23 protein-coding genes, 1 tRNA gene and 1 pseudogene are annotated in these 18841 nt (G+C 52.3%); 14 read left to right on the plus strand and 11 right to left on the minus strand.

What is annotated here, in order from left to right; genetic code table 11:
- Nucleotides 1-383: 383 nt before the first annotated feature.
- From RBQ93_RS01565 to RBQ93_RS01580, 4 genes are all read right to left on the minus strand, one after another.
- Entirely contained in the window at nucleotides 384-1001 is a 618-nt protein-coding gene (locus RBQ93_RS01565) for a hypothetical protein (protein ID WP_320370246.1), read from the minus strand.
- A gap of 265 nt (nucleotides 1002-1266) precedes the next feature.
- A complete protein-coding gene (locus RBQ93_RS01570) occupies nucleotides 1267-1608 on the minus strand; it encodes a helix-turn-helix transcriptional regulator (RefSeq protein ID WP_320370247.1) in 342 nt (113 codons plus the stop codon).
- Nucleotides 1577-1855 carry a cytotoxic translational repressor of toxin-antitoxin stability system gene (locus RBQ93_RS01575; RefSeq protein ID WP_320370248.1) on the minus strand — a complete coding sequence of 93 codons (279 nt, stop codon included), beginning with the start codon at nucleotides 1853-1855 and terminating at the stop codon, nucleotides 1577-1579. The genes RBQ93_RS01570 and RBQ93_RS01575 overlap by 32 nt, the downstream gene beginning before the upstream one ends.
- Before the next feature lie 32 nt (nucleotides 1856-1887).
- The gene (locus tag RBQ93_RS01580) at nucleotides 1888-3105 is read right to left on the minus strand and encodes a tyrosine-type recombinase/integrase (RefSeq protein WP_320370249.1); all 1218 of its coding nucleotides are present in this window, start codon (nucleotides 3103-3105) and stop codon (nucleotides 1888-1890) included.
- Nucleotides 3106-3369: 264 nt separating this feature from the next.
- Between RBQ93_RS01580 and RBQ93_RS01585 the strand changes: the two genes are divergently transcribed.
- The 13 genes and pseudogenes from RBQ93_RS01585 to RBQ93_RS01645 all read left to right on the plus strand — a co-directional run bounded on the left by RBQ93_RS01585 (nucleotide 3370) and on the right by RBQ93_RS01645 (nucleotide 12205).
- A complete protein-coding gene (locus RBQ93_RS01585) occupies nucleotides 3370-3948 on the plus strand; it encodes a zeta toxin family protein (protein ID WP_320370250.1) in 579 nt (192 codons plus the stop codon).
- Nucleotides 3941-4120 (plus strand): hypothetical protein, encoded by a 180-nt coding sequence (locus tag RBQ93_RS01590; RefSeq protein ID WP_320370251.1) that lies wholly within the window; start codon nucleotides 3941-3943, stop codon nucleotides 4118-4120. Before RBQ93_RS01585 ends, RBQ93_RS01590 begins: the two co-directional genes overlap by 8 nt.
- A 96-nt stretch (nucleotides 4121-4216) precedes the next feature.
- Nucleotides 4217-4306: pseudogene (locus RBQ93_RS01595) on the plus strand (YaiI/YqxD family protein); the annotation flags it as partial.
- A 194-nt stretch (nucleotides 4307-4500) separates the two neighbouring features.
- The gene (locus tag RBQ93_RS01600) at nucleotides 4501-5673 is read left to right on the plus strand and encodes an ATP-binding protein (protein ID WP_320370252.1); all 1173 of its coding nucleotides are present in this window, start codon (nucleotides 4501-4503) and stop codon (nucleotides 5671-5673) included.
- 21 nt (nucleotides 5674-5694) lie between these two features.
- On the plus strand, nucleotides 5695-6255 hold the full coding sequence (locus tag RBQ93_RS01605; RefSeq protein WP_320370253.1) for a YaeQ family protein: 561 nt from the start codon (nucleotides 5695-5697) through the stop codon (nucleotides 6253-6255).
- Between the two features lie 237 nt (nucleotides 6256-6492).
- A complete protein-coding gene (locus RBQ93_RS01610) occupies nucleotides 6493-7158 on the plus strand; it encodes a prepilin-type N-terminal cleavage/methylation domain-containing protein (protein ID WP_320370254.1) in 666 nt (221 codons plus the stop codon).
- Nucleotides 7159-7261: 103 nt separating this feature from the next.
- Nucleotides 7262-7993 carry an ABC transporter ATP-binding protein gene (locus RBQ93_RS01615; RefSeq protein WP_320370255.1) on the plus strand — a complete coding sequence of 244 codons (732 nt, stop codon included), beginning with the start codon at nucleotides 7262-7264 and terminating at the stop codon, nucleotides 7991-7993.
- Between the two features lies 1 nt (nucleotide 7994).
- Nucleotides 7995-8795: an ABC transporter permease gene (locus RBQ93_RS01620; protein ID WP_320370256.1), complete on the plus strand. Its 801-nt coding sequence runs from the start codon at nucleotides 7995-7997 to the stop codon at nucleotides 8793-8795.
- Entirely contained in the window at nucleotides 8795-9643 is an 849-nt protein-coding gene (locus RBQ93_RS01625) for a hypothetical protein (RefSeq protein ID WP_320370257.1), read from the plus strand. The genes RBQ93_RS01620 and RBQ93_RS01625 overlap by 1 nt, the downstream gene beginning before the upstream one ends.
- Nucleotides 9644-9773: 130 nt before the next feature.
- On the plus strand, nucleotides 9774-10022 hold the full coding sequence (locus RBQ93_RS01630; RefSeq protein WP_320370258.1) for a hypothetical protein: 249 nt from the start codon (nucleotides 9774-9776) through the stop codon (nucleotides 10020-10022).
- Nucleotides 10019-10417 carry a type II toxin-antitoxin system VapC family toxin gene (locus RBQ93_RS01635; protein ID WP_320370259.1) on the plus strand — a complete coding sequence of 133 codons (399 nt, stop codon included), beginning with the start codon at nucleotides 10019-10021 and terminating at the stop codon, nucleotides 10415-10417. Before RBQ93_RS01630 ends, RBQ93_RS01635 begins: the two co-directional genes overlap by 4 nt.
- Nucleotides 10418-10626: 209 nt before the next feature.
- A complete protein-coding gene (locus RBQ93_RS01640; protein WP_320370261.1) occupies nucleotides 10627-10965 on the plus strand; it encodes a helix-turn-helix domain-containing protein in 339 nt (112 codons plus the stop codon).
- The gene (locus RBQ93_RS01645) at nucleotides 10958-12205 is read left to right on the plus strand and encodes a type II toxin-antitoxin system HipA family toxin (protein WP_320370429.1); all 1248 of its coding nucleotides are present in this window, start codon (nucleotides 10958-10960) and stop codon (nucleotides 12203-12205) included. The genes RBQ93_RS01640 and RBQ93_RS01645 overlap by 8 nt, the downstream gene beginning before the upstream one ends.
- 136 nt (nucleotides 12206-12341) lie before the next feature.
- On the opposite strand, the gene RBQ93_RS01650 is transcribed toward RBQ93_RS01645, so the two are convergent.
- Both RBQ93_RS01650 and RBQ93_RS01655 read right to left on the minus strand, forming a co-directional pair.
- Nucleotides 12342-13544 carry a type II toxin-antitoxin system HipA family toxin gene (locus RBQ93_RS01650; protein ID WP_320370262.1) on the minus strand — a complete coding sequence of 401 codons (1203 nt, stop codon included), beginning with the start codon at nucleotides 13542-13544 and terminating at the stop codon, nucleotides 12342-12344.
- Nucleotides 13541-13780, minus strand: coding sequence for a helix-turn-helix transcriptional regulator (locus tag RBQ93_RS01655; RefSeq protein WP_320370263.1), 240 nt, complete (start codon nucleotides 13778-13780; stop codon nucleotides 13541-13543). Before RBQ93_RS01655 ends, RBQ93_RS01650 begins: the two co-directional genes overlap by 4 nt.
- Before the next feature lie 207 nt (nucleotides 13781-13987).
- Between RBQ93_RS01655 and RBQ93_RS01660 the strand changes: the two genes are divergently transcribed.
- Entirely contained in the window at nucleotides 13988-15259 is a 1272-nt protein-coding gene (locus tag RBQ93_RS01660; protein ID WP_320370264.1) for a DNA ligase LigA-related protein, read from the plus strand.
- 90 nt (nucleotides 15260-15349) lie between these two features.
- Here the strand turns inward: RBQ93_RS01660 and RBQ93_RS01665 are convergent.
- From RBQ93_RS01665 to RBQ93_RS01685, 5 genes are all read right to left on the minus strand, one after another.
- Nucleotides 15350-15426: transfer RNA gene (locus RBQ93_RS01665), tRNA-Pro, on the minus strand.
- A gap of 50 nt (nucleotides 15427-15476) precedes the next feature.
- Complete coding sequence (locus RBQ93_RS01670) at nucleotides 15477-15782, minus strand: J domain-containing protein (RefSeq protein WP_320370265.1); 306 nt, start codon at nucleotides 15780-15782, stop codon at nucleotides 15477-15479.
- Complete coding sequence (dxs, locus tag RBQ93_RS01675) at nucleotides 15779-17686, minus strand: 1-deoxy-D-xylulose-5-phosphate synthase (RefSeq protein ID WP_320370266.1); 1908 nt, start codon at nucleotides 17684-17686, stop codon at nucleotides 15779-15781. The genes RBQ93_RS01670 and dxs overlap by 4 nt, the downstream gene beginning before the upstream one ends.
- Nucleotides 17687-17690: 4 nt before the next feature.
- Entirely contained in the window at nucleotides 17691-18584 is an 894-nt protein-coding gene (locus tag RBQ93_RS01680) for a farnesyl diphosphate synthase (protein ID WP_320370267.1), read from the minus strand.
- Between the two features lie 12 nt (nucleotides 18585-18596).
- A complete protein-coding gene (locus RBQ93_RS01685) occupies nucleotides 18597-18836 on the minus strand; it encodes an exodeoxyribonuclease VII small subunit (RefSeq protein ID WP_320370268.1) in 240 nt (79 codons plus the stop codon).
- Nucleotides 18837-18841: the final 5 nt, after the last annotated feature.

Below are 18841 nucleotides of genomic sequence, written 5' to 3' on the forward strand. Positions count from 1 at the left end.
TGCGAGATTGTAGAAACAGGGAATGAAAGCTGGAGAATCAAAACCAGAAATTCACACAAAAACTAACCGCTGGGGTGGGTCAATTTTGGACGCCGATGGTGGGTCAATTTTCAATGCCGATTGACACCGAAAGTATCCGTTGTTTATCTGTGGAGTTCATACATCAACAATTATGGAGATATTATTTTTATCGGTATTTATGCGTAAAAATCTCATGGCGTGTTGTCGCAACTTTTATCGGCTCTTATGCGTAAAGAAATAGAGTGATTACGCGATTATAGGTATTATGCGTGAGCTACTTTGGACTGGCTGCTACTTATTCATCGGTATTTATGCGCACTAACCACCAGACATATCAGATTGTTGAACAAATGCTTAGGAAATCAAATTTTAGAACTATTTTCAGCCATCCATTCATCATACAGCAACATTTTAGCTGGTGAGCAGCCTGTGGAGGTAACAATTACACGCTGGCCCATGGTTCCTTTATACTCAGCTATTACTTGTCCACATTTTTCCCACGCAATTATGTTTTTATTTCGCTGGGCTTGATCTGTGCCGAATTTTCTATCCATAAACTCAGCCTTAGCTGTAAAAATTAATTGCCTAAGCGCCAACAAATCTGGGGGAGTGTTGTCAATAGTTGCCGTTTTTTCTTGATTGCCTACCATGTACAATCTGGAATTCCAGGCAGGTTGGGCACCTTTGGCGATTTGCACGGGAGTTGGCGTCTGGTTAATCACCCTCTGAATCCCGGCGGAGTATTCACCAAACTGCGGCCTACGCTTTGTTTCCCCGTTCAAATCTTCCGTATAATCTGGTGATTCTGACAAGGCCCTCCCCGTTTTCTCTACAGCTATACCTGCTAGAAAAATAGGGAGCCCAACGATACCAGCCCCAGCAGTTCCATATTGCATCCCACGTCCAACATTCTCTGCTGAAGTAGAAGCACATCCGGAAATAATAAAGCACATAGAAACAACGACGAAAAATCTAAGCATAAAAACAGCCCCTAATGGAAGTTTGTGACCGGAGCCAAGCAGAAACCTCTAAAACAAACTAAATATAAGTATTTTAAACAATATTTATGCCGTTTAAAGCTGTTTTATGCTGTTTTATATTGGTAAAAGTCAATCGGCCTTCTAGCCTCGGAAACAAACAAAAAAAGGTTATGCAGCTTGCTGCATGTTCCGCAGCTCCCTCAACAGATCCGGATGATGATCAAGTAGCCTGAAGGACGGCCTGCACCGGATGTTAACAATTCTTCTACAAAAACACCCTGTAGTCGGTTTTCAAAGCCACCGCCAGCTTCCTAGCTGTTTCCTTACCGATCGGACGCTTCCCGCGCTCCATTTCTGAAATGTGTCGTTGAGGAATCCCTGTAAGTTCAGACAAACGAGTCTGCGTCACTTCTTCCTTGCTCCTGGCACCACGAAGCACAGAAGCCGGAATGTTACCACGCTTTGCAGCAACCTCCCGCCAAGGAGTAGATCCTGACTTTTCAAGAGAATCTACATAATTCTTGATTGCTGCAATATTTGCCGGATGAACCATCAAGTGAAGTGGAACACGGTTATCAGTATGGTGCTTTTTCGTGAGTGCCTGCATATGTCACCTCTACAAGGTTAATCGTATTGTCCGTTTCTTCCCAAACTGCAACATAGGTAGGTTTGCCTGACTTGAGATGGCAATGATGCTTCTTGTCGGAGAGCTTGCCATAATTTTTCCAGTTCCCTCTAACAGGCCCCAACTGCTCGATCTCTGCGGCCAAGAAGTCAAGTTTATCCTGAATGGTTGAAGGGAGCTTGTTATATTGTTTTTCAGCCTTTTTGCTATATGCAACAGTCCATGGCATAAAAAAATCCTATACTATTTTTTAGTATAACGTCAAGCTTCAGAGACAAGTCTCTGGATATATTCTCCCCACACCGTTAGCCACTTTTCTTTTTCGGCATCTCCCTCGTAACGATCATAGACACCAGTCACTCCTCCGGCGACATGGCCCAAGACTAAATCCATATCATCTCTATGGCCACCACAACGGCGTATGCCAGTGCTGCATGTACGGCGCAGGTCGTGGGGCGTCCAGCGTGGGAGGCCATAATAGGGGGCCTTGCCTGTCCCTGGAACAACTCGCCGGACATGATGATTGACACTGTTGGCTGATATTGGTGCATCGCCCTTGTCACCGGGGAAAATATAACCCTGCCGATCCCCGATCAATTGCAGCACCTGGGGAGAAAGGAAAACCCTGTGTTCCCCGCCCTTATTCCCCTCTCGCCGTTCTTTCGGTATAGTCCACCACCAACCATTCCACTCATGTGCAATCTCTCGACGGTGCATACCACAAACCTCGCCATTACGCTGGCCAGTTAAGAGCATCACCTTTAGGGCCCGCCTAGTGCTATCTGACCCACCGCCCTGGTCGATGGCAGTCCAAAGGAACTTTATCTCTTCATCTGTCAGTACACGTTCTCGGCTCTTTTGCCTCATGGCCGGAATTGATTTTGCCGGACTGATCGCCGCAAAGGGGTTAAACTCGACCATCTCACGATCAAGAGCGTATTGAAACATCCCCCTGAGGGCTTTATGTAGATTCACGGCTTGGCCTGGCGCTGTAGCGGCTTTTTCTTCAAGAATCGCTAAGGCGTGCTTCTTTCGAATGTTAATGATCAGCCAGTCACCATATGCTGGCAGCACATCCTTCTCCACAGCCAGCTTAAGCGTATTTGTCCACCTAGCACTATGGTTACCCACACTCCAATCATCAATCCACTTTTTAGCCAGTTCTTTAACCGTCAAGATTTCTGGTTCCGGTTCAAGCTGAGGAGGTGGCAACTGAGGGTCAACACCATTATCAACCAGCGTCAAGGCGTCCCTGTGGCGACGCCGAGCCTCTTCCAGGCTCACACTTGGATAGCTGCCCAAATTCATTTTCCTTCGTTTGCCGCTTATGGTATAGAAATACCACCACGTTTTGACACCTGACGGCAAAACCCGTATGGTGAAGCCGTGCGACTCAGTCCAGGTCAATTCTTTCTCAGCAGGCTTGAGAGCGTTTAGCCACTTGACGGTAAATGTGACTTTTCCTTTTTTAGGAGGCATGGGAACACCGTGGGAACAATTGGATGGCGATAACAGACGTTAAAAGACATTACCAAATGTTATAAAAGATATCCACAAATAACCACAAAACTAGCAACTGCTGGCATTTACGCATGAAATATGTTATAAAAAGTTAAAACATGATCTTATTATCGGCCAGCTTCCCAAGCTGAAGGTCGCGGGTTCGAATCCCGTTTCCCGCTCCAAAAGCCTGAAAGGCCGACATTTAATTGTCGGCCTTTTTTTGTTAAAATATGGAGTCATATGCCCCACGTTATCGTCATAGCTGGCCCCAATGGTGCCGGAAAATCAACAACAGCACCGGCAATCCTAAAAGGTGCGCTTGGTGTCACTGAATTTGTCAATGCCGACACCATTGCAGCAGGTCTTTCGGCATTCAACCCGGAAAAGGCAGCTTTTCAGGCTGGCAGGGTCATGCTTGAGCGCCTGCGGCAGTTGGCAGCAGATCAGGAAGATTTTGCCTTTGAGACCACTCTGGCCAGCAAATCCTTTGCTCACTGGATTCAGACTCTTAAGCTTAAAGGCTACACTTTTCACCTATTCTATCTATGGCTCCCCTCCCCTGAATTTGCCATTGCCCGTGTTGTCGAGCGGGTCAGTATGGGGGGACATAATGTGCCGGAGGATACTATTCGTCGCAGGTACCATACTGGATTAAAAAATTTCTTTTCCATATATCAGCACCTTGCTGATACATGGCGCATCTATGACAACTCTGCACCTGGCTCCCCTCGCTTGCTATCAACCGGAGAACGTACTATAACTACAAATGTTGTTGATGTGCCGCTCTGGGAGTCGCTGAAAGGAATGTATCATGGCTGAGGCTGCAAAGAAGGATATCAGCAAAATTCTTGCTGAGGGTACCGAGATTGACGAGGCCGTAAAGCAGGCGGTACAGAAGGCGGTATTGCAGCATAAGCTAGCTGGTAATCCGATTGTCGGAATGAAGGACGGCAAGATGGTTTGGTTAAAGCCTGAAGAAATTCAGGGCTGATCTTTCGCATGTTAACGTACACCGTTTAAGGGGTTAGGCACAAGCCGGCCCCTTTTTTCGTGTATAACCATCCGTAAAACGTTACCGGGGAGTCAGGTGCAAATCTGGATTGATGCCGATGCCTGTCCACGGGTAATCAAAGAGATTGTGTTCCTCGCCTCGGAGCGGCTGAAACCGTCGGCCTGCTGATGGCCAAGAACAGCCTGACCAAACGTAACTCGCTCCTGATCCGTGGAAGGCGACCCGTCTAATGGCACTGCCGGCAAAAACGAGCCGCACAAATAACCTTGCAAATTGATGATTAAACCATTATTCTGCAAGGCATGTACAGAGAGCGACTACTTTCAAATCGCCTGATCAGGCTGACGCAGCATTTCCCGGTGACTGTGGTCAGCGGCGCCCGTCAGGTTGGCAAGACCACTCTGCTCAAACATCTGTTCCCCCACCATGATTACGTGGTCTTCGACGCCAGCCTCGACCTGGAAGGGGCTCGGCGTGATCCGGACCTATTTTTGCGTAACCACCCCTCACCGCTGATTCTTGATGAAATCCAGTACGCTCCCGAACTAGTTTCAGCCATCAAACGAATGGTTGACCGTTCGCCGGGCATTGCCGGCCAGTTTGTACTAACCGGATCGCAACAATGGCAGGTACTGAAGACTCTGGCAGAAAGCCTGGCTGGCAGGACCGCTTTTTTAGACCTGCAAAGTTTCTCGTTACAGGAACTGAGCAACTGCACCAACGGTTGGATGGCACAATGGCTGACCGCGCCGGAACAGTTTGTCCAGTGGAGCAAAAGTGGCAGCTATGCCGCCATCGATCTGAAAGACTGGCTCTGGCGCGGTGCTATGCCAGCTGTGCAGACATTGCCCGATGATCTGGTCATGGACTTCTGGGCCGGGTATCATCGCACCTACGTCGAGCGGGATGCGCGACTGGTTGGCGAGGTGCAGGATTGGCACGAATTCGGTCGCTTCATCGGCTTAATGACTGCCCTGACCGGGCAGGAGATCAACTACAGCCAACTGGGTCGCGAGATCGGCATTACTCCACAGACCTCCAGACGTTGGCTGCAGATACTGGAGGCCACCTACCAGTGGCACTCACTGTCGGCTTTCTCCGGCAACCCGGTCAAACGGGTGTCGTCAAAGTCAAAAGGACACCTGACCGATACCGGCCTGGCCTGTTACCATGCCCGACTTTCAACGCCACACATGCTGGCCTCCCATCCGCTTTTCGGGGCACTGTTTGAAACCGCCGTAGTGCAAGAGCTACGGAAACAGGTGGCTGCTACTGGTTCGACAACATCCTGGTATCACTGGCGGTCTGCCGGCGGCGCCGAAGTTGATCTGCTACTTGAAAAGGACGATACGCTCTATCCATTCGAATGCAAATTGACCAGCAATCCGTCAAAACGCGACGCATCGGGCATCAACGCCTTCAGGGCAGCCTACCCGAACCGGCGCATTGGCAAGGGCGCAGTCATCTGTGCCGTTGAGCGGCCACGCTGGATCAGCGAAGAAGTACTGGCAGTGCCCTGGAACCTGCTATAAACACTTTCTAAAGAGAACATAATGGCACTCCCATCAACCATATATCGTGTAACCATACAACTCTCAGACCTTGATCGCAGTATATTTGAGACGCTGCAAACCACCGTAGCCCGTCATCCCTCGGAGACCGAAGAACGTCTGGTGGCCAGGCTGCTGGCCTACACCCTGTTCTATGAAGAAGGGATCAGTTTCACCAAAGGGATCTGCGATGGGGATCAACCGGACCTCTGGACAAAGGCGATGGATGGACGGGTAAGCTCCTGGATCGAGGTCGGCCTGCCGGACCCGGACCGCCTGATCAAGGGAGCCAAGCATGCCGACCAAGTTTGGCTTTTGGCCTGCGGCAACGGCCTGCCGGCTTGGGAACGCCAGCACCTGGATAAACTGGCTCGCAGTCGCAACCTGACCATCGTCAGCATCGATCAGGCTTGTATCAATAAGCTGGTGGCTTCGCTGGAGCGGTCCATCAACTGGTCCGTCACCATCACCGAAGGCACCCTCTACCTGCAGGTTGCCGATCAGTCCTTGGAAATTGTGCCGCAGGTGATCCTACAGGATGGGCGCTTGGCACCCAACAGCTGACAAAAATCGTCAACACCGAATGACAAAGACACGACCGGGACAATCACTCCCCCTGAAAAGATCACACATACTACAATCATTTTAGAGACTTACAACAGTACAAGCACTTGGCTTTATGTTTGCATACGCACATATGAGGTATTGCATAACAAAATGCCGTTAGATTACCCTCCCGCACCTCTGAAAACCAACTTAGCCCTGCAATCAAGCACGGCACAACCGAAAGGAGAAGTGACAATGTTGAACAAAATCCGTAACCGTCAAGGCTTCACCCTGATCGAGCTTCTGATCGTCGTCGCGATCATCGGCATCCTGGCCGCCGTGGCCATCCCGCAGTTTGCTGCTTACCGCCAGCGTGGTTTCAATGCTGCCGCCGTTTCAGACCTAAAGAACGGTAAAGCCGCTGAAGAAGCTATGTTTAATGACAACGGTGGCTTCGGTAAATCGCAAGGTCCAGCTGGCGGTGAAACGTTACTTCTTGCAACCGCCGGTGTTGCCCCCGTACCAGCTACAGGCATCATCGGCCCCATGGTTGGTGCAACTGGAACTGTGCCTGGTGCAATGATTTCGGGACCAGATTCCCAAGGTGCTGCACGAGGTGTCGCTGTTTCAGTATCTAACGGCGTAACGTTAGTTGCAACCCTCGCTGCGATTGTTCCACCCGCATTATCATCAGCTTCCTACTCCATGGCATCAAAACACCTGCAGGGTAGCCGCGTATTCTCAACCGAGTCTGAAAACACCGCCGTTATGTTTGTCGAAAACACAGGCACCTTTGTTGGTCAAGCACTTTCGGCAACAGGTGCTGCCTATACCAGTGCCATAGTGGCAACCACCAACCTTGATGTTACCAACGCGACTCCTGGTAACGGCAACCCTGTTGCTAACTGGGCAGCAATGTAACTATCCGTTGTTTTATGCCTCACAAGAAAAGCCGGGGTTATACCTCGGCTTTTCTTGTAAATAGCTATCCTATCCAAGCATACACAGCACTCACGAGGGCTCCATGATTCGTTGTGAAAATGTCTGCAAGTCGTTTAAACCGGAACGAGGGAAAAAAATCATTGCTGTTGATGAACTTTCTTTGTCGGTTGCTAAGGGCGAAGTTTATGGCTGCATAGGTCCCAACGGTGCCGGTAAATCAACAACTATTAAACTACTGCTAGATCTGATTCGGCCAGACAGTGGCAGCATCAGCATCAATGACTTGCCTACCTCTAACCCAACATCACGCGCTTGTGTCGGCTATCTACCTGAAAATCCGTACCTGTACGATTTTCTCACTGCCAATGAATATCTTCATTATGCCGGTCGATTATCAAACATTAACGAATCAATTATTACCGAACGTAGTGCCCTACTGCTTGAGAAACTAAGATTGAACCAGGCAGCTAGTCGACGTATCAGTGGTTACTCCAAGGGGATGCAACAACGCACAGCTATTGCAGCCGCCTTAATTCATGATCCAGAGCTGGTGATACTTGACGAGCCGATGAGCGGTCTGGATCCGCTGGGCCGCAAGCTCATCTTCGATCTGATCGCAGAGCTGAAAAAAAAGGGAAAAACCGTATTCATATCCTCTCACGTGTTAACCGATATCGAACGACTCTGTGATAAGGTAGGTATCATCGTACAGGGAAGGCTGTGCTATGAAGGATTACTAACTGACCTTACCACCCCTTTGGAAGAGCTGTTCCTGCACGTAGTAGCTGAAGCTGGCGCAAATGAGGTGAAATGACATGCTACTGGCAATTATTCGGGTAACTTTTTGGGAAGGTCTCCGTAACAAGGCTATCTACGGGATTTCTCTACTGGCAGGTCTTATGATGGCCTTCACAGTGGTTTTAAGTGGTATGATCATGCGAGATGTTGGTAAGGTCGCCACCGACCTTACACTTTCTACCACGACCTTTGCAGCACTACTGGTGGTGCTGTTTGTAGGAATCACTATACTGGCCCGAGACATTGAACGTAAAACCGTTTATTTAGCCATGTCCCGCTCTATTTCGCGTTCTCGCTATGTTGTTGCGCGTTTCCTAGGTCTTGGCCTACTACAAACGCTAGTGCTAGCCCTGTTACTGATGGCATCGTTGTCAACCCTCTTATTGGTCAAACAGATGTACACTAGTTATTTTGGCACTGTTTCTTTTTTAATGGTGGCCGTTGCCCATTTATTCGTACTTATACAAATGCTGCTCCTATCCGCTCTGAGTATATTATTCTCCATGGTAGCTTCAAGCCCATTTGTCACTTTCATGCTTACAACCATCACCTGGCTAATTGGCTCCAGCACTCAAGAGGTAAAGCAGATGCTGGAATCCACAGATGCAGTTCAAATAGCACTCCCTACCACACTAATCATCAAATTAGCTTATTATTTGTTTCCCAATTTTGCCTTATTTGATCTCAAGGCAATTGCAGCTCACGGTCTTGCCGTCAATCTGCCAAAACTCGGCATCAGCCTAGTGTATGGACTTGGCTACAGCGTGGCGGTGTTGTCGTTGGCAATTATTCTCTTTAAACGTAAGGAGTTGGTTTGATGAGACATTTGTCTGCCCTCAAACCCTGGATAACGCTATGTGCAGGCATCATTATCTATCTAATGATGTTACCGATGGCTACAGTAGAAAAACCACGACACGAACAACTTTTTACCCTTCCACCAAAGGTTTTACGGGTAATGTCGTTTCAGTTTAAAGAAGCTGCTGCCGATATTTCCTTCTTAAACGCATTGGTCTTTTTGGGAAGTACCCGGACACAGCCAAAAACACACCTCTACCTGCCAGAACAGTACAACTGGATTCACAACACATTAAAAAACTCAGCGAGTCTCGACCCCTACTTCCTTGATCCATATAATTTGATGAATTCTTCCCTGATCTGGGACCGTTACAAATTGGCAGAGGTCAATGAGCTGATTGCATCGGGAGCAGACAAACGTGATTGGGATTATCTATTAGCCTACTATGCCGGATTTAATTACTATTATTTCCTCGACGACGGTGACAAATCATTCAGTTATCTTACAGAAGCCTCAAAACGTTCCGCGGGCAACCCGTTTTTCGACAATTTAGCTGCTCGGGTAGCTTACAAGGCAAGCAAAACTGAGCTGGCCATTGCATATCTCGAACAACAGATACATCAGGCAGAACTTGAAGGACGCTTGTATTCTACAGAACCGATCAAACGTCGATTAATGATTCTTAAAGAAATCCGTAAAATTGAGCTTGCGGTTGAATCATATAGAGGACTGTTCGCTAGAACTCCAGCAAATATTCATGAACTTGTGTCTCTCAAACTGTTGGCATCAATCCCTGATGAACCGAGAGGCGGCAGTTTTTACCTTGATCCCGACGGCAGGGTCCGATCCACCAAAGACTTAAAGTAGCCTCAAAATGAAAGGGCCTATCCTCTACTGAAGATAGGCCCTTGTTTTGTTCATTTCCGCTATCTGTGCAAGATCACCCCGCTTGCGTTTGCATGAAAAATGCAGTAGCATCGATTTCAGGAGGTGTGCTATGCCATCATTACAAGTCAGAGAACTGCCTGAAAACATTTATCTTCAGCTCTGTCAAGAGGCCGAGAAACAGCATCGATCTATAGCACAACAGGCGGTTGCAATTCTTGCCCGTGGTCTTAATCAGGAGCTTGACCCCAAATCACGCCGGGGAGCGCTGCTGGCAAAGATTAATAGCAACCCGATCAAGCTGAATGCAGTGCCGGCTGTTGATCCGGCACAACTCATCAGAGAAGATCGCGAACGATGATTACGATTCTCGATGCCAGCGCCGCGATTGCTCTTGCGATGAATCTTCCTGAGTCGACAAGGTTTCAACCGAATATCGACTCATCCGATCTGGTACTAGCCCCGGATATCTTTGTGGCTGAAGTAGCAAATGCGACGTGGAAATACGTTCGTGCCGGGATTATTGATGCAGATCAGGGTAGAACCGTTCTTGAGCGTGCGGTAGGCCTTGTTGATTCGTTTGAACCAGGGCAGATGCTGTACAAGGAAGCATTTGCCGTCTCGGTTGACTATCAGCATCCGGTGTACGATGCCCTTTATCTGGTTTTAGCCCGCAGACATGCTGGTGTTCTGGCAACACTTGATACGCGTTTGGCTGAGTTGGCATCGAAATTACACATCAGGTTGGTGCAATAATCTGACCGGAGAGTTTGGGGCCTTGCAGTTTTGATAGGCGTCCAAAATTGACCCACCTCACCCTGCCCTCACCATGTCCGCTGTATGCAGGAGACTACACCTGCGGAGGTTTAAAAGGCTGCCCTGCAGCTGTTAAACGAACTGCCATTAAAAAATAACGATAAATAAAATTGACAAAAAGCCGTATTAAACAAATAATAATTAACATTATGGGCAAAAAGACTATTACCATCTATCCGTCAGCAGCTAAAGAGCTGATCTCGTTGGGACAACGCCTCAGGGATGCCCGTTTGCGCCGCCGTTTTTCCATGGAGACGGTTTGCGTCAGGGCGGACATATCACGCCCTACACTCTATAAAGCGGAAAACGGCGACCCATCCGTTGCCATGGGTATCTATGTGCAGATACTACGAGTCTTAGGACTGGTGGAAGATTTGGGGCTGCTGGCCAAGGAAGATCTGCTGGGCAGACGACTCCAGGATGAGGCGCTACCCCACCGCAAAAGGGCTCCTAAAAAGACACTCCAAACAGGCGGATCGGATGGCTAAAAGAACGCAAGGCGAACAGGTATGGGTCTGGCTTGACGATCCATCGTTTGGGCCTTTGCAGCGCATCGGCACCTTATGCCGTGGCGACCGGGGAAGTGTGCGTTTTGCCTATGATCCGGCCTGGCTGAGGCAGGCACATGCTTTTCCCCTTGATCCTGAACTTGACCTGACTGCTGGCGAGTTTTTTCCGGGCAACGCCAACTTCGGCGTGTTTATGGATTCCTGCCCCGACCGCTGGGGACAGACCCTGATGAAACGCAGGGAGTCAGTTGAGGCACGGGAGCAAGGGCGCACACCGCGAGTTCTGGGGGCCTGGGAATTCTTACTGGGGGTGCAGGACTGTACCCGCATGGGTGCACTCCGGTTCACCCGTCCTGACGAAAATAATTTTCTGGCCAATGAAGCGCTTTCAGCGCCGCCGATTGCCCGGATTGCCGAACTACAAGCGATTGCCTTTGAGCTGACCAAGAAGAAGCAGGATGATCTTGGCGCCATCAAAGAATGGCTGAGGGTACTGGTGGCGCCAGGCTCATCTCTTGGCGGCGCACGCCCGAAAGCTAATCTGGTGGATGAAGAAGGCAGTCTCTGGATCGCCAAGTTCCCGTCGTCTGATGATGATTACGATGTTGCAAGCTGGGAAATGCTGGTACAGCAACTTGCGAAGGAATGCGGCATCACGGTGCCGGCTTCCCGGCTGATACGGATCGGCAATGGTTACCATACGTTTATGGTGAAGCGATTTGATCGGGTCGGCGCCACCAGGCGTTTCTTTGCGTCAGCGATGACTATGACCGGGCATCAAGATAGTGAAGATGCCAGCTACCTGGAGTTAGCCGAGTTTATTGCCACCTGGGGCGAAACTGCTGGAATTGCCCATGATCTTGAAGAGCTTTTCAGGAGAGTGGTTTTTAATGTTGCCACTGCTAACCGTGACGACCATCTGCGCAATCACGGTTTCATAAGAACCCCGGCCGGCTGGCGACTTGCACCGGCCTTTGACATGAACCCGTCATTTAAAAAACAAGAACATACACTGAGCCTTGATCTCTATACTCGTGAGCCGGATCTGGCAGTTGTGCTGAAAACTGCGGAGTACTACCGGCTCAGCAAAACCAAGGCAGAAGAGATTATCGCCAACGTCTGCAACGTGATTGAAGGATGGCGTACCCATGCCAAACGGCTTGGTTTGTCAGCCCACGAACTATACGAGGCCCAGCACCTTTTCCACTGCAGACCATAAGTTCTTCTGTTGTTTAAGCAAGGGTTTGCTGTGGTGTCCTTTCCGACAGCAATGCGCCGCGATTGCTCTTGCGATGAATCTTCCTGAGTCGACAAGGTTTCAACCGAATACGCTAATCAGGCAGTAGCCGTTGAACTCATACAGACATAGTTTCCGTCACTCCTACATTCCAGGCGGCCAGCATCCGGTTTCCCACGTCCCGAAATGCAGGGTGTTCTTCAGTGTAAGCAGACAGCATGCCCCGGGTATCGTTGACGCCGTCCGCACACTTTTCGAATATCTGGCCTATTTTTCCCACCGGCAAGGCAAGGTGCGCTATCGCGAATTTTTCCAGCAGCTTTCTGTTCCACCATTTTTTGGTTCCTGCAAGCGAGAGCGCTGGAACGTCTTGAGCGATGTAGGCCACCGTTGTCACCAGGTCATACGCCGGTGCCAGGTGGACTGACTGGCCGGGATGCTCATACAGCACGCCGAAGTTTTTCAGATGGGCATCTCCATTTCGAAGCATGCAGGAAAGCACAAGCGAGGCAAAAAACTGCTCGCGGGCTGTCTGCAGAAATTCACCCGACACGAAATCCTTGATCGAACGCGCCACCCGTTCGTAGCTGCTGGCGTATTTCTGGGCAGTGCCCAAGGCCTGCAGGGAACAGACATCCTCAAAACCGAGGGCGTGCCCGTCAGCCGTCAGATCAAATCGCTTCATCACAAACAGACCGCCATTGGCGGAAAGATGGAATTCCGGCACCGGCAGTCCGGCGCGTTTGGCGGCGGTCATGCAAAAGAATTCATTGGTCGCCAGCTGCGGATAATCCGCTCCCCATGATTTAACGATATAACCACCCACAGCAGCGCTTCCCCGCTCAGCTGCATCCAGCATGACTTTCGGTTGCACGCCGGATATACCGGAACGGAGTGCATATTTTGCCACCAGATCATGAAAAAGCTCTTCGGTATCCGGATAGGACAACAGATCATCCAGGGATTCAGCAGATTCTACAATGCCGGGTGCCATATCCCCTGGCAGAGAGAAGCGGTTACGACCGATCTGATTTCCGCCAGTAACCCGAAGTATGGTCAAGTCATCTTCCCCAACCAACTTGGCAATGGCTCGTCGAATAGCCTCAAGCAGGGCGCCTTCAGGCAGATTCATCTGAAAAATCGGGTGCAGATCGCGACTTAGCCAGCTTTCCAAACGCACCGGCATGGTAAGCGACACCTGGGCATCGGGAGAGATTGCAACCTGATCGTAGGCAAACACATACTGCTTCTGATCAGGCGTCTTGTCCAGGAGTCCGGCCCGGAGATCAGCCGCCCAGACAGCCAGTGTCGTGGCGCTCATTGTTCACCTCGCAGCTCATCCAACGTCGGCGGCACACCTGCTGGCCGTACCCGAAGCTCAAGGTCTAGGTACTCCAGGACTCTGATCAGCTTGCGTACGCCAATTTCCTGAACGGTTCCCGATTCGATCTGGCTGATGGTAGTACGGCTCATCGCCAGATCCTTTGCCAGTTTTTCCTGGGAAATCTTCCTGCGCTTGCGTTCTTTGCGTATGTCGTCACCGATTTCGAAAAGCATAATTGAACTATATACGAAACATAATCCAGATAAAAGTGAATTTTGTTTTGCATGAAAAACATTTTAAAGCACGCCAATAGATCAGTGTCAATTTACTTAGCTTGTGTCCGGTGTAACTGTGCAGTACAGTTTCTCATCTTATCACCGTTGACACGCTACTAATCGGGATACCCCATGGCGCTACTATCTTGCAGGCTTTCACTATGCTTGCTTATTCTCTGGCTGGCTCAACAGGTATCTGCTGCGGTCTGGGCCGCTGACTGTCCACCATTGACCACCGACGTCGCCAGTACCCGCATCCAGAAACTGAGCAGCGAGATAAAATATCACAATGTGTTGTATTACGAAAAGAACGCTCCAGAGATCAGCGATGCCGCCTATGACCGCCTGTTTTCCGAACTGAGGATCCTTGAAAGCTGCTTCCCCGCGCTGGCAGCTACTGATTCACCAACCCGTACCGTGGGCGCGGCTGTTAGCGGAGTAACGCCAAAAATCCGGCATGAGACGCCGATGCTGAGCCTGGCATCAGCGACCGGACCGGAGGCGGTGGAAAGGCTGCTGCAGAGAATCTGCGGTAAGGGCGGCACTGCGCCCCTGCTGGTGCAGCCCAAGGTGGACGGTCTGCCGGTGGAGCTGGTGTATCTGGATGGAAAGCTGGTTTCTGCCGCCACCCGTGGTGATGGACGTTTGGGCCAGGCGGTAACGGAGCGGGTCAGGTCGATTCAGGGGATTCCGCTGCAGTTGACCGGCTCGTTTCCGGCGCGGGTGGTGGTACGGGGCGAGGTGTATACCGATCTGGCGACATCATCGTCAGCTCCACCACACTATGCCACACCACGCCATCAGGCCGCCGGAACGCTGCTGGCCGGCACTCCAAATCCTGCATTGGTGGCAGTGTTACGCTTTTTCCCCTTCGAGCTGGTGCAGGCCCAGGAATGTTGTGGTGTTTTGACCGATAGCGCGGCGCTGCGTCTGCTGAAAAGCTGGGGACTACCGGTGAGGCCTGAACTAACAACACAGGCAGCAAACCTGAACGGGGTACGGGCCGTATACCAAGCGATGCTGGCAGAGCGCCAAAAATTACCCTTTAGCGCAGACGGGATTGTGGTGAAGGTGGATGAGCTTGCCCTGCGCGGGCGGATGGGCGCCGGGAGTCGTGAACCACGCTGGGCTGCGGCCTGGAAATTTCCTCCGGCTACCGCTGTCACCACGGTGCGGGAGATCCGCTGGCAGACCGGGCGCACCGGACGCCGCACCCCGGTGGCGCTGCTGGAACCGGTGAGCATCGGCGGCATCCGCGTCAGCAGGGCATCGTTGCATACAAAATCTGAGGTTAAGCGGTTGGGCATCACGGCTGGAGATCAGGTAGTGGTTGCACTGGTGGGTGATGTGATTCCACGGATCATTGCAGTAGACAAACCTGAAGCCGCAGCCGACTGCCGGAGCAAGGCTGCGCGCACGCAACACGATATACAGTGATGGCGATCTGTAGCGGGTGCAGGTCCCCGGAAGTGTCCCTGCAACAAAACAAAAGGGGTTAGCCAATTTGGCTAACCCCTTGTTTTTAAATGGTCGGAGCGATACGATTCGAACGTACGACCCCCTGCTCCCAAGGCAGGTGCGCTACCAGGCTGCGCTACGCTCCGAAAGATGAATTGTATAGCACGACACCTGCCGGAATGGCAAGCGATACTCGTTATTTTTCCTCAAGCCGCCCGCTCCAGACCGGATCCCAGGAAAATTGGCGGCGCAGGTGTTCCTCGGGGTTTTGACGATAAAACTCTTCCTCGCTGAAGGCAAAACGATAGGTCTGCAGGTAGTCCATCAGCAGTCGGTGGGCTTCGTTCAGGCGCCGGATCATCTCCGGGTCGCTGGCGCCGTGATCGGGATGGAACTGTTTTACCAAGGCACGATGCCGTTCCTTGATACGCCGGATAGTGAGCAGATCGTTCTCATGCAATCCGAAAAGATGCAGTGCATCCTTCAGCTCTTGGTAGGTCATGGCCCTGCCGGAAAGGCGCCAGTTGCGTCCAGTGTGATGAAACGACGCAGTGCAGCGGTGATCCCTGCGGCATCAAGCCCGTAGATGGACCGTAATTCATGCTGCTCGCCCTGCTCTATGTACTGATCAGGATAGCCCAGCCGCAGCACCGGCACGCCGCTGATCCCCTGCTCTTCCAGCAGCTCCAGCACTGCGGTGCCGAATCCGCCTTGCAGGACGTTTTCTTCCACCGTCACCAGGCGTCCGAAGCGCTGCGCCAGGGACTGGATCAATTCCCGATCCAGCGGTTTGACAAAGCGGGCATTGACGACCGTCATATTGATCCCTTGGCTGGCCAACGCTTCTGCCGCATCATAAGCCGGCATCACCATACTGCCCAGGGCCAGCACGACACCATCGCCCCCCTCGCGGATCAGTTCAGCCTTGCCGATAGGCAGTATTTTCAACTCCTGCTCCAGCGGCACGCCATAACCGTTGCCGCGGGGATAGCGCACCGCCACCGGCCCCTCATGGTCAACAGCAGTTTTAAGCATGTGCTGCAGCTCATTCTCGTCCTTGGGGGCCATCAGGGTCAGATTCGGCAAATGACGCAGATAGGAGAGATCGAAGACGCCATGATGGGTCGGGCCGTCATTGCCCACTACGCCACCACGATCCAGGGCAAATACCACCGCCAGGTTCTGCAGACAGACATCATGCATCACCTGATCATAGGCCCGCTGCAGGAAGGTGGAGTAGACCGCGAAGACCGGCTTCTTGCCTTTAGCGGCCAGGCCGGCGGCAAAGGTGACACCATGCTGTTCGGCGATGCCGACATCGAAAAAACGGTCCGGGTGCTGGGCGGCAAAGCTGGTCAGGCCGGTGCCGTCCGGCATGGCGGCGGTGATGGCCACCACCCGTTCGTCTTCCTCTGCCAGCCGGGCCAAGGTGTTGCCAAAGATAGCGGTGTAGGAGGCCGCTCCGCCCTTCCCTTTCAGCACCTTGCCGGTCTCGATCTCGAACGGCCCCACGCCGTGGAACAAGGACGGATTTTCCTCGGCCGGCTTGTAGCCCTTGCCTTTGGTGGTCAGCACATGCACGAGCACGGCGTTATTCAGTTTTTTAACCCGTTCCAGCGTTTCTGTTAAGAGCGGCAGATCATGGCCGTCGATCGGCCCGATATACTCGAAGCCAAAGGCCTGAAACAGCATAGCCGGGGTAAAGAGTCCCTTGAAGGACTGCTCGGCCCTGCGGGCCAGCTTGAGAACGTGCTGCCCCATACCGTCTTTGGCATCTTTGAGGAACAGTTCGGCCTCGCGCTTGATCTTATGGACGAACTCGCTGCTGGAGGTGCGGGACAGGAAACCGGACAGGGCTCCCACGTTCTCGGCGATCGACATCTCGTTATCGTTTAAGACCACCACCAGATCGCGGTTGAGATGGCCGGCATGGTTGAGGGCCTCATAGGCGATGCCGCCGGTCATGGAGCCGTCGCCGATCACCGCCACCACCTTGTTGCTACAGCCGGACAGATCTCTGGCAACAGCATAACCAGTGGCGCCGGAGATGGAGGTTGAGGAGTGGCCCACCTCCCAGACGTCATGTTCTGATTCGCAGCGTTTGGGGAAGCCGCTGATGCCGTGTAAAGTGCGCAGGGTGTGGAAGCTATCGCGACGGCCGCAGATGATCTTGTGGGCATAGGCCTGGTGCCCCACGTCCCAGATCAGCTTATCTTGCGGTGAATGAAAGACGCGGTGCAGGGCGATGGACAGCTCCACCACCCCCAAACTGGGTGCCAGATGGCCACCGTTTGCGGCGCAGGTCTCAATGATCAGCTGCCGCAGTTCTGCCGCCACCTCAGGCATGTCTGAGGCGGACAGCTGCCGCAGATCTTCGGGATCATTGATCTGATGCAGGATAGACATGGCGTTAGTTTTTCCGTTCCACGATGTACCTGGCAATCTCACGCAGGGGTTCGGCCTCCGCCCCAAAACTGGCCAGGGCGTTCAGGGCCTCATCCATCATTGCTGCAGCCTCCTGCTTGGCGGCGGCCAGCCCCATCACCGCCGGATAGGTGGCCTTGCCACGGGCCTCGTCGCTGCCGGCATCCTTGCCGATCTCTTCCGTCGTGCCCTCGATATCCAGGATATCGTCGGCGATCTGGAAGGCCAGACCAGCTGCCTCACCATAGCGACGGATGGCGGCCAGTTGTTTTTCGTCGGCGCTACCCAAGAGCGCTCCGGCCACCACCGAGGCCTTGATCAGGGCGCCGGTCTTGTGGGTGTGGATGTACTGCACCGTAGGCAGATCCATCTCCGGCTGGCCTTCACTCTCCATATCCACCACCTGCCCCCCCACCATGCCGTAGGAACCGGCGCAGGTGGCAATCTCGCTGATCACCGCCATCCGGGCGCCAGCATCGACACCGGCGCTAAAGGCCGGGTTGGCCATCAGCTTAAAGGCCTCGGTCAACAGGCCGTCACCGGCCAGGATGGCGATCGCCTCGCCAAACACCTTGTGGTTGGTGGGACGTCCGCGCCGGAAATCGTCATCGTCCATGGCCGGCAGGTCGTCGTGAATCAGCGAATAGGTATGGATCATCTCCATGGCACAGGCCGCCGGCATGGCCCTTGCGATGGCGCCGCCAACCGCCTCGCAGGCCGCCAGCAGCAATACCGGACGGACCCGCTTGCCGCCGGCAAAGATCGAGTAGCGCATCGCCTTGTGCAGGTTCTGGGGACGTTCCTCCTCCGTGGGCAGGTACTGATCCAGAGCAATATCCACCAAGGCAATCTTTTCTTTCAGATATGCTTTCAGGTCCATGGGCGCCCTTTCTTAGTCGTCCTCTTCGTCACCGGCGCCAAACGGTTCCCTCTTGAAGGAACCATCACGCTGTTTGATCAGCATCTCCACCTTGCGTTCGGCCTCATCCAGCTTCCGGGCACAGAAGGCGGCATGCTTGACCCCTTCCTCAAAGGCCTTGATGGAGTCATCCAGTGGCAGGGTGCCCCCCTCCAGTTTACGCACGACCTCCTCCAGCTTTTTGAGTGAGGTCTCGAATTTTTCTGCAGCCATCATGG

This window comes from Trichlorobacter sp., assembly GCF_034008105.1.
Lineage (GTDB): Bacteria > Desulfobacterota > Desulfuromonadia > Geobacterales > Pseudopelobacteraceae > Trichlorobacter.

Bases quoted from the DNA above. Each gene is read 5' to 3' on its own strand.
- RBQ93_RS01565 (WP_320370246.1), bottom strand. From the start codon at position 1,001: ATGCTTAGATTTTTCGTCGTTGTTTCTATGTGCTTTATTATTTCCGGA.
- RBQ93_RS01570 (WP_320370247.1), bottom strand. From the start codon at position 1,608: ATGCAGGCACTCACGAAAAAGCACCATACTGATAACCGTGTTCCACTT.
- RBQ93_RS01575 (WP_320370248.1), bottom strand. From the start codon at position 1,855: ATGCCATGGACTGTTGCATATAGCAAAAAGGCTGAAAAACAATATAAC.
- RBQ93_RS01580 (WP_320370249.1), bottom strand. From the start codon at position 3,105: ATGCCTCCTAAAAAAGGAAAAGTCACATTTACCGTCAAGTGGCTAAAC.
- RBQ93_RS01585 (WP_320370250.1), top strand. From the start codon at position 3,370: ATGCCCCACGTTATCGTCATAGCTGGCCCCAATGGTGCCGGAAAATCA.
- RBQ93_RS01590 (WP_320370251.1), top strand. From the start codon at position 3,941: ATGGCTGAGGCTGCAAAGAAGGATATCAGCAAAATTCTTGCTGAGGGT.
- RBQ93_RS01605 (WP_320370253.1), top strand. From the start codon at position 5,695: ATGGCACTCCCATCAACCATATATCGTGTAACCATACAACTCTCAGAC.
- RBQ93_RS01610 (WP_320370254.1), top strand. From the start codon at position 6,493: ATGTTGAACAAAATCCGTAACCGTCAAGGCTTCACCCTGATCGAGCTT.
- RBQ93_RS01615 (WP_320370255.1), top strand. From the start codon at position 7,262: ATGATTCGTTGTGAAAATGTCTGCAAGTCGTTTAAACCGGAACGAGGG.
- RBQ93_RS01620 (WP_320370256.1), top strand. From the start codon at position 7,995: ATGCTACTGGCAATTATTCGGGTAACTTTTTGGGAAGGTCTCCGTAAC.
- RBQ93_RS01625 (WP_320370257.1), top strand. From the start codon at position 8,795: ATGAGACATTTGTCTGCCCTCAAACCCTGGATAACGCTATGTGCAGGC.
- RBQ93_RS01630 (WP_320370258.1), top strand. From the start codon at position 9,774: ATGCCATCATTACAAGTCAGAGAACTGCCTGAAAACATTTATCTTCAG.
- RBQ93_RS01635 (WP_320370259.1), top strand. From the start codon at position 10,019: ATGATTACGATTCTCGATGCCAGCGCCGCGATTGCTCTTGCGATGAAT.
- RBQ93_RS01640 (WP_320370261.1), top strand. From the start codon at position 10,627: ATGGGCAAAAAGACTATTACCATCTATCCGTCAGCAGCTAAAGAGCTG.
- RBQ93_RS01645 (WP_320370429.1), top strand. From the start codon at position 10,958: ATGGCTAAAAGAACGCAAGGCGAACAGGTATGGGTCTGGCTTGACGAT.
- RBQ93_RS01650 (WP_320370262.1), bottom strand. From the start codon at position 13,544: ATGAGCGCCACGACACTGGCTGTCTGGGCGGCTGATCTCCGGGCCGGA.
- RBQ93_RS01655 (WP_320370263.1), bottom strand. From the start codon at position 13,780: ATGCTTTTCGAAATCGGTGACGACATACGCAAAGAACGCAAGCGCAGG.
- RBQ93_RS01670 (WP_320370265.1), bottom strand. From the start codon at position 15,782: ATGACCTACCAAGAGCTGAAGGATGCACTGCATCTTTTCGGATTGCAT.
- dxs (WP_320370266.1), bottom strand. From the start codon at position 17,686: ATGTCTATCCTGCATCAGATCAATGATCCCGAAGATCTGCGGCAGCTG.
- RBQ93_RS01680 (WP_320370267.1), bottom strand. From the start codon at position 18,584: ATGGACCTGAAAGCATATCTGAAAGAAAAGATTGCCTTGGTGGATATT.
- RBQ93_RS01685 (WP_320370268.1), bottom strand. From the start codon at position 18,836: ATGGCTGCAGAAAAATTCGAGACCTCACTCAAAAAGCTGGAGGAGGTC.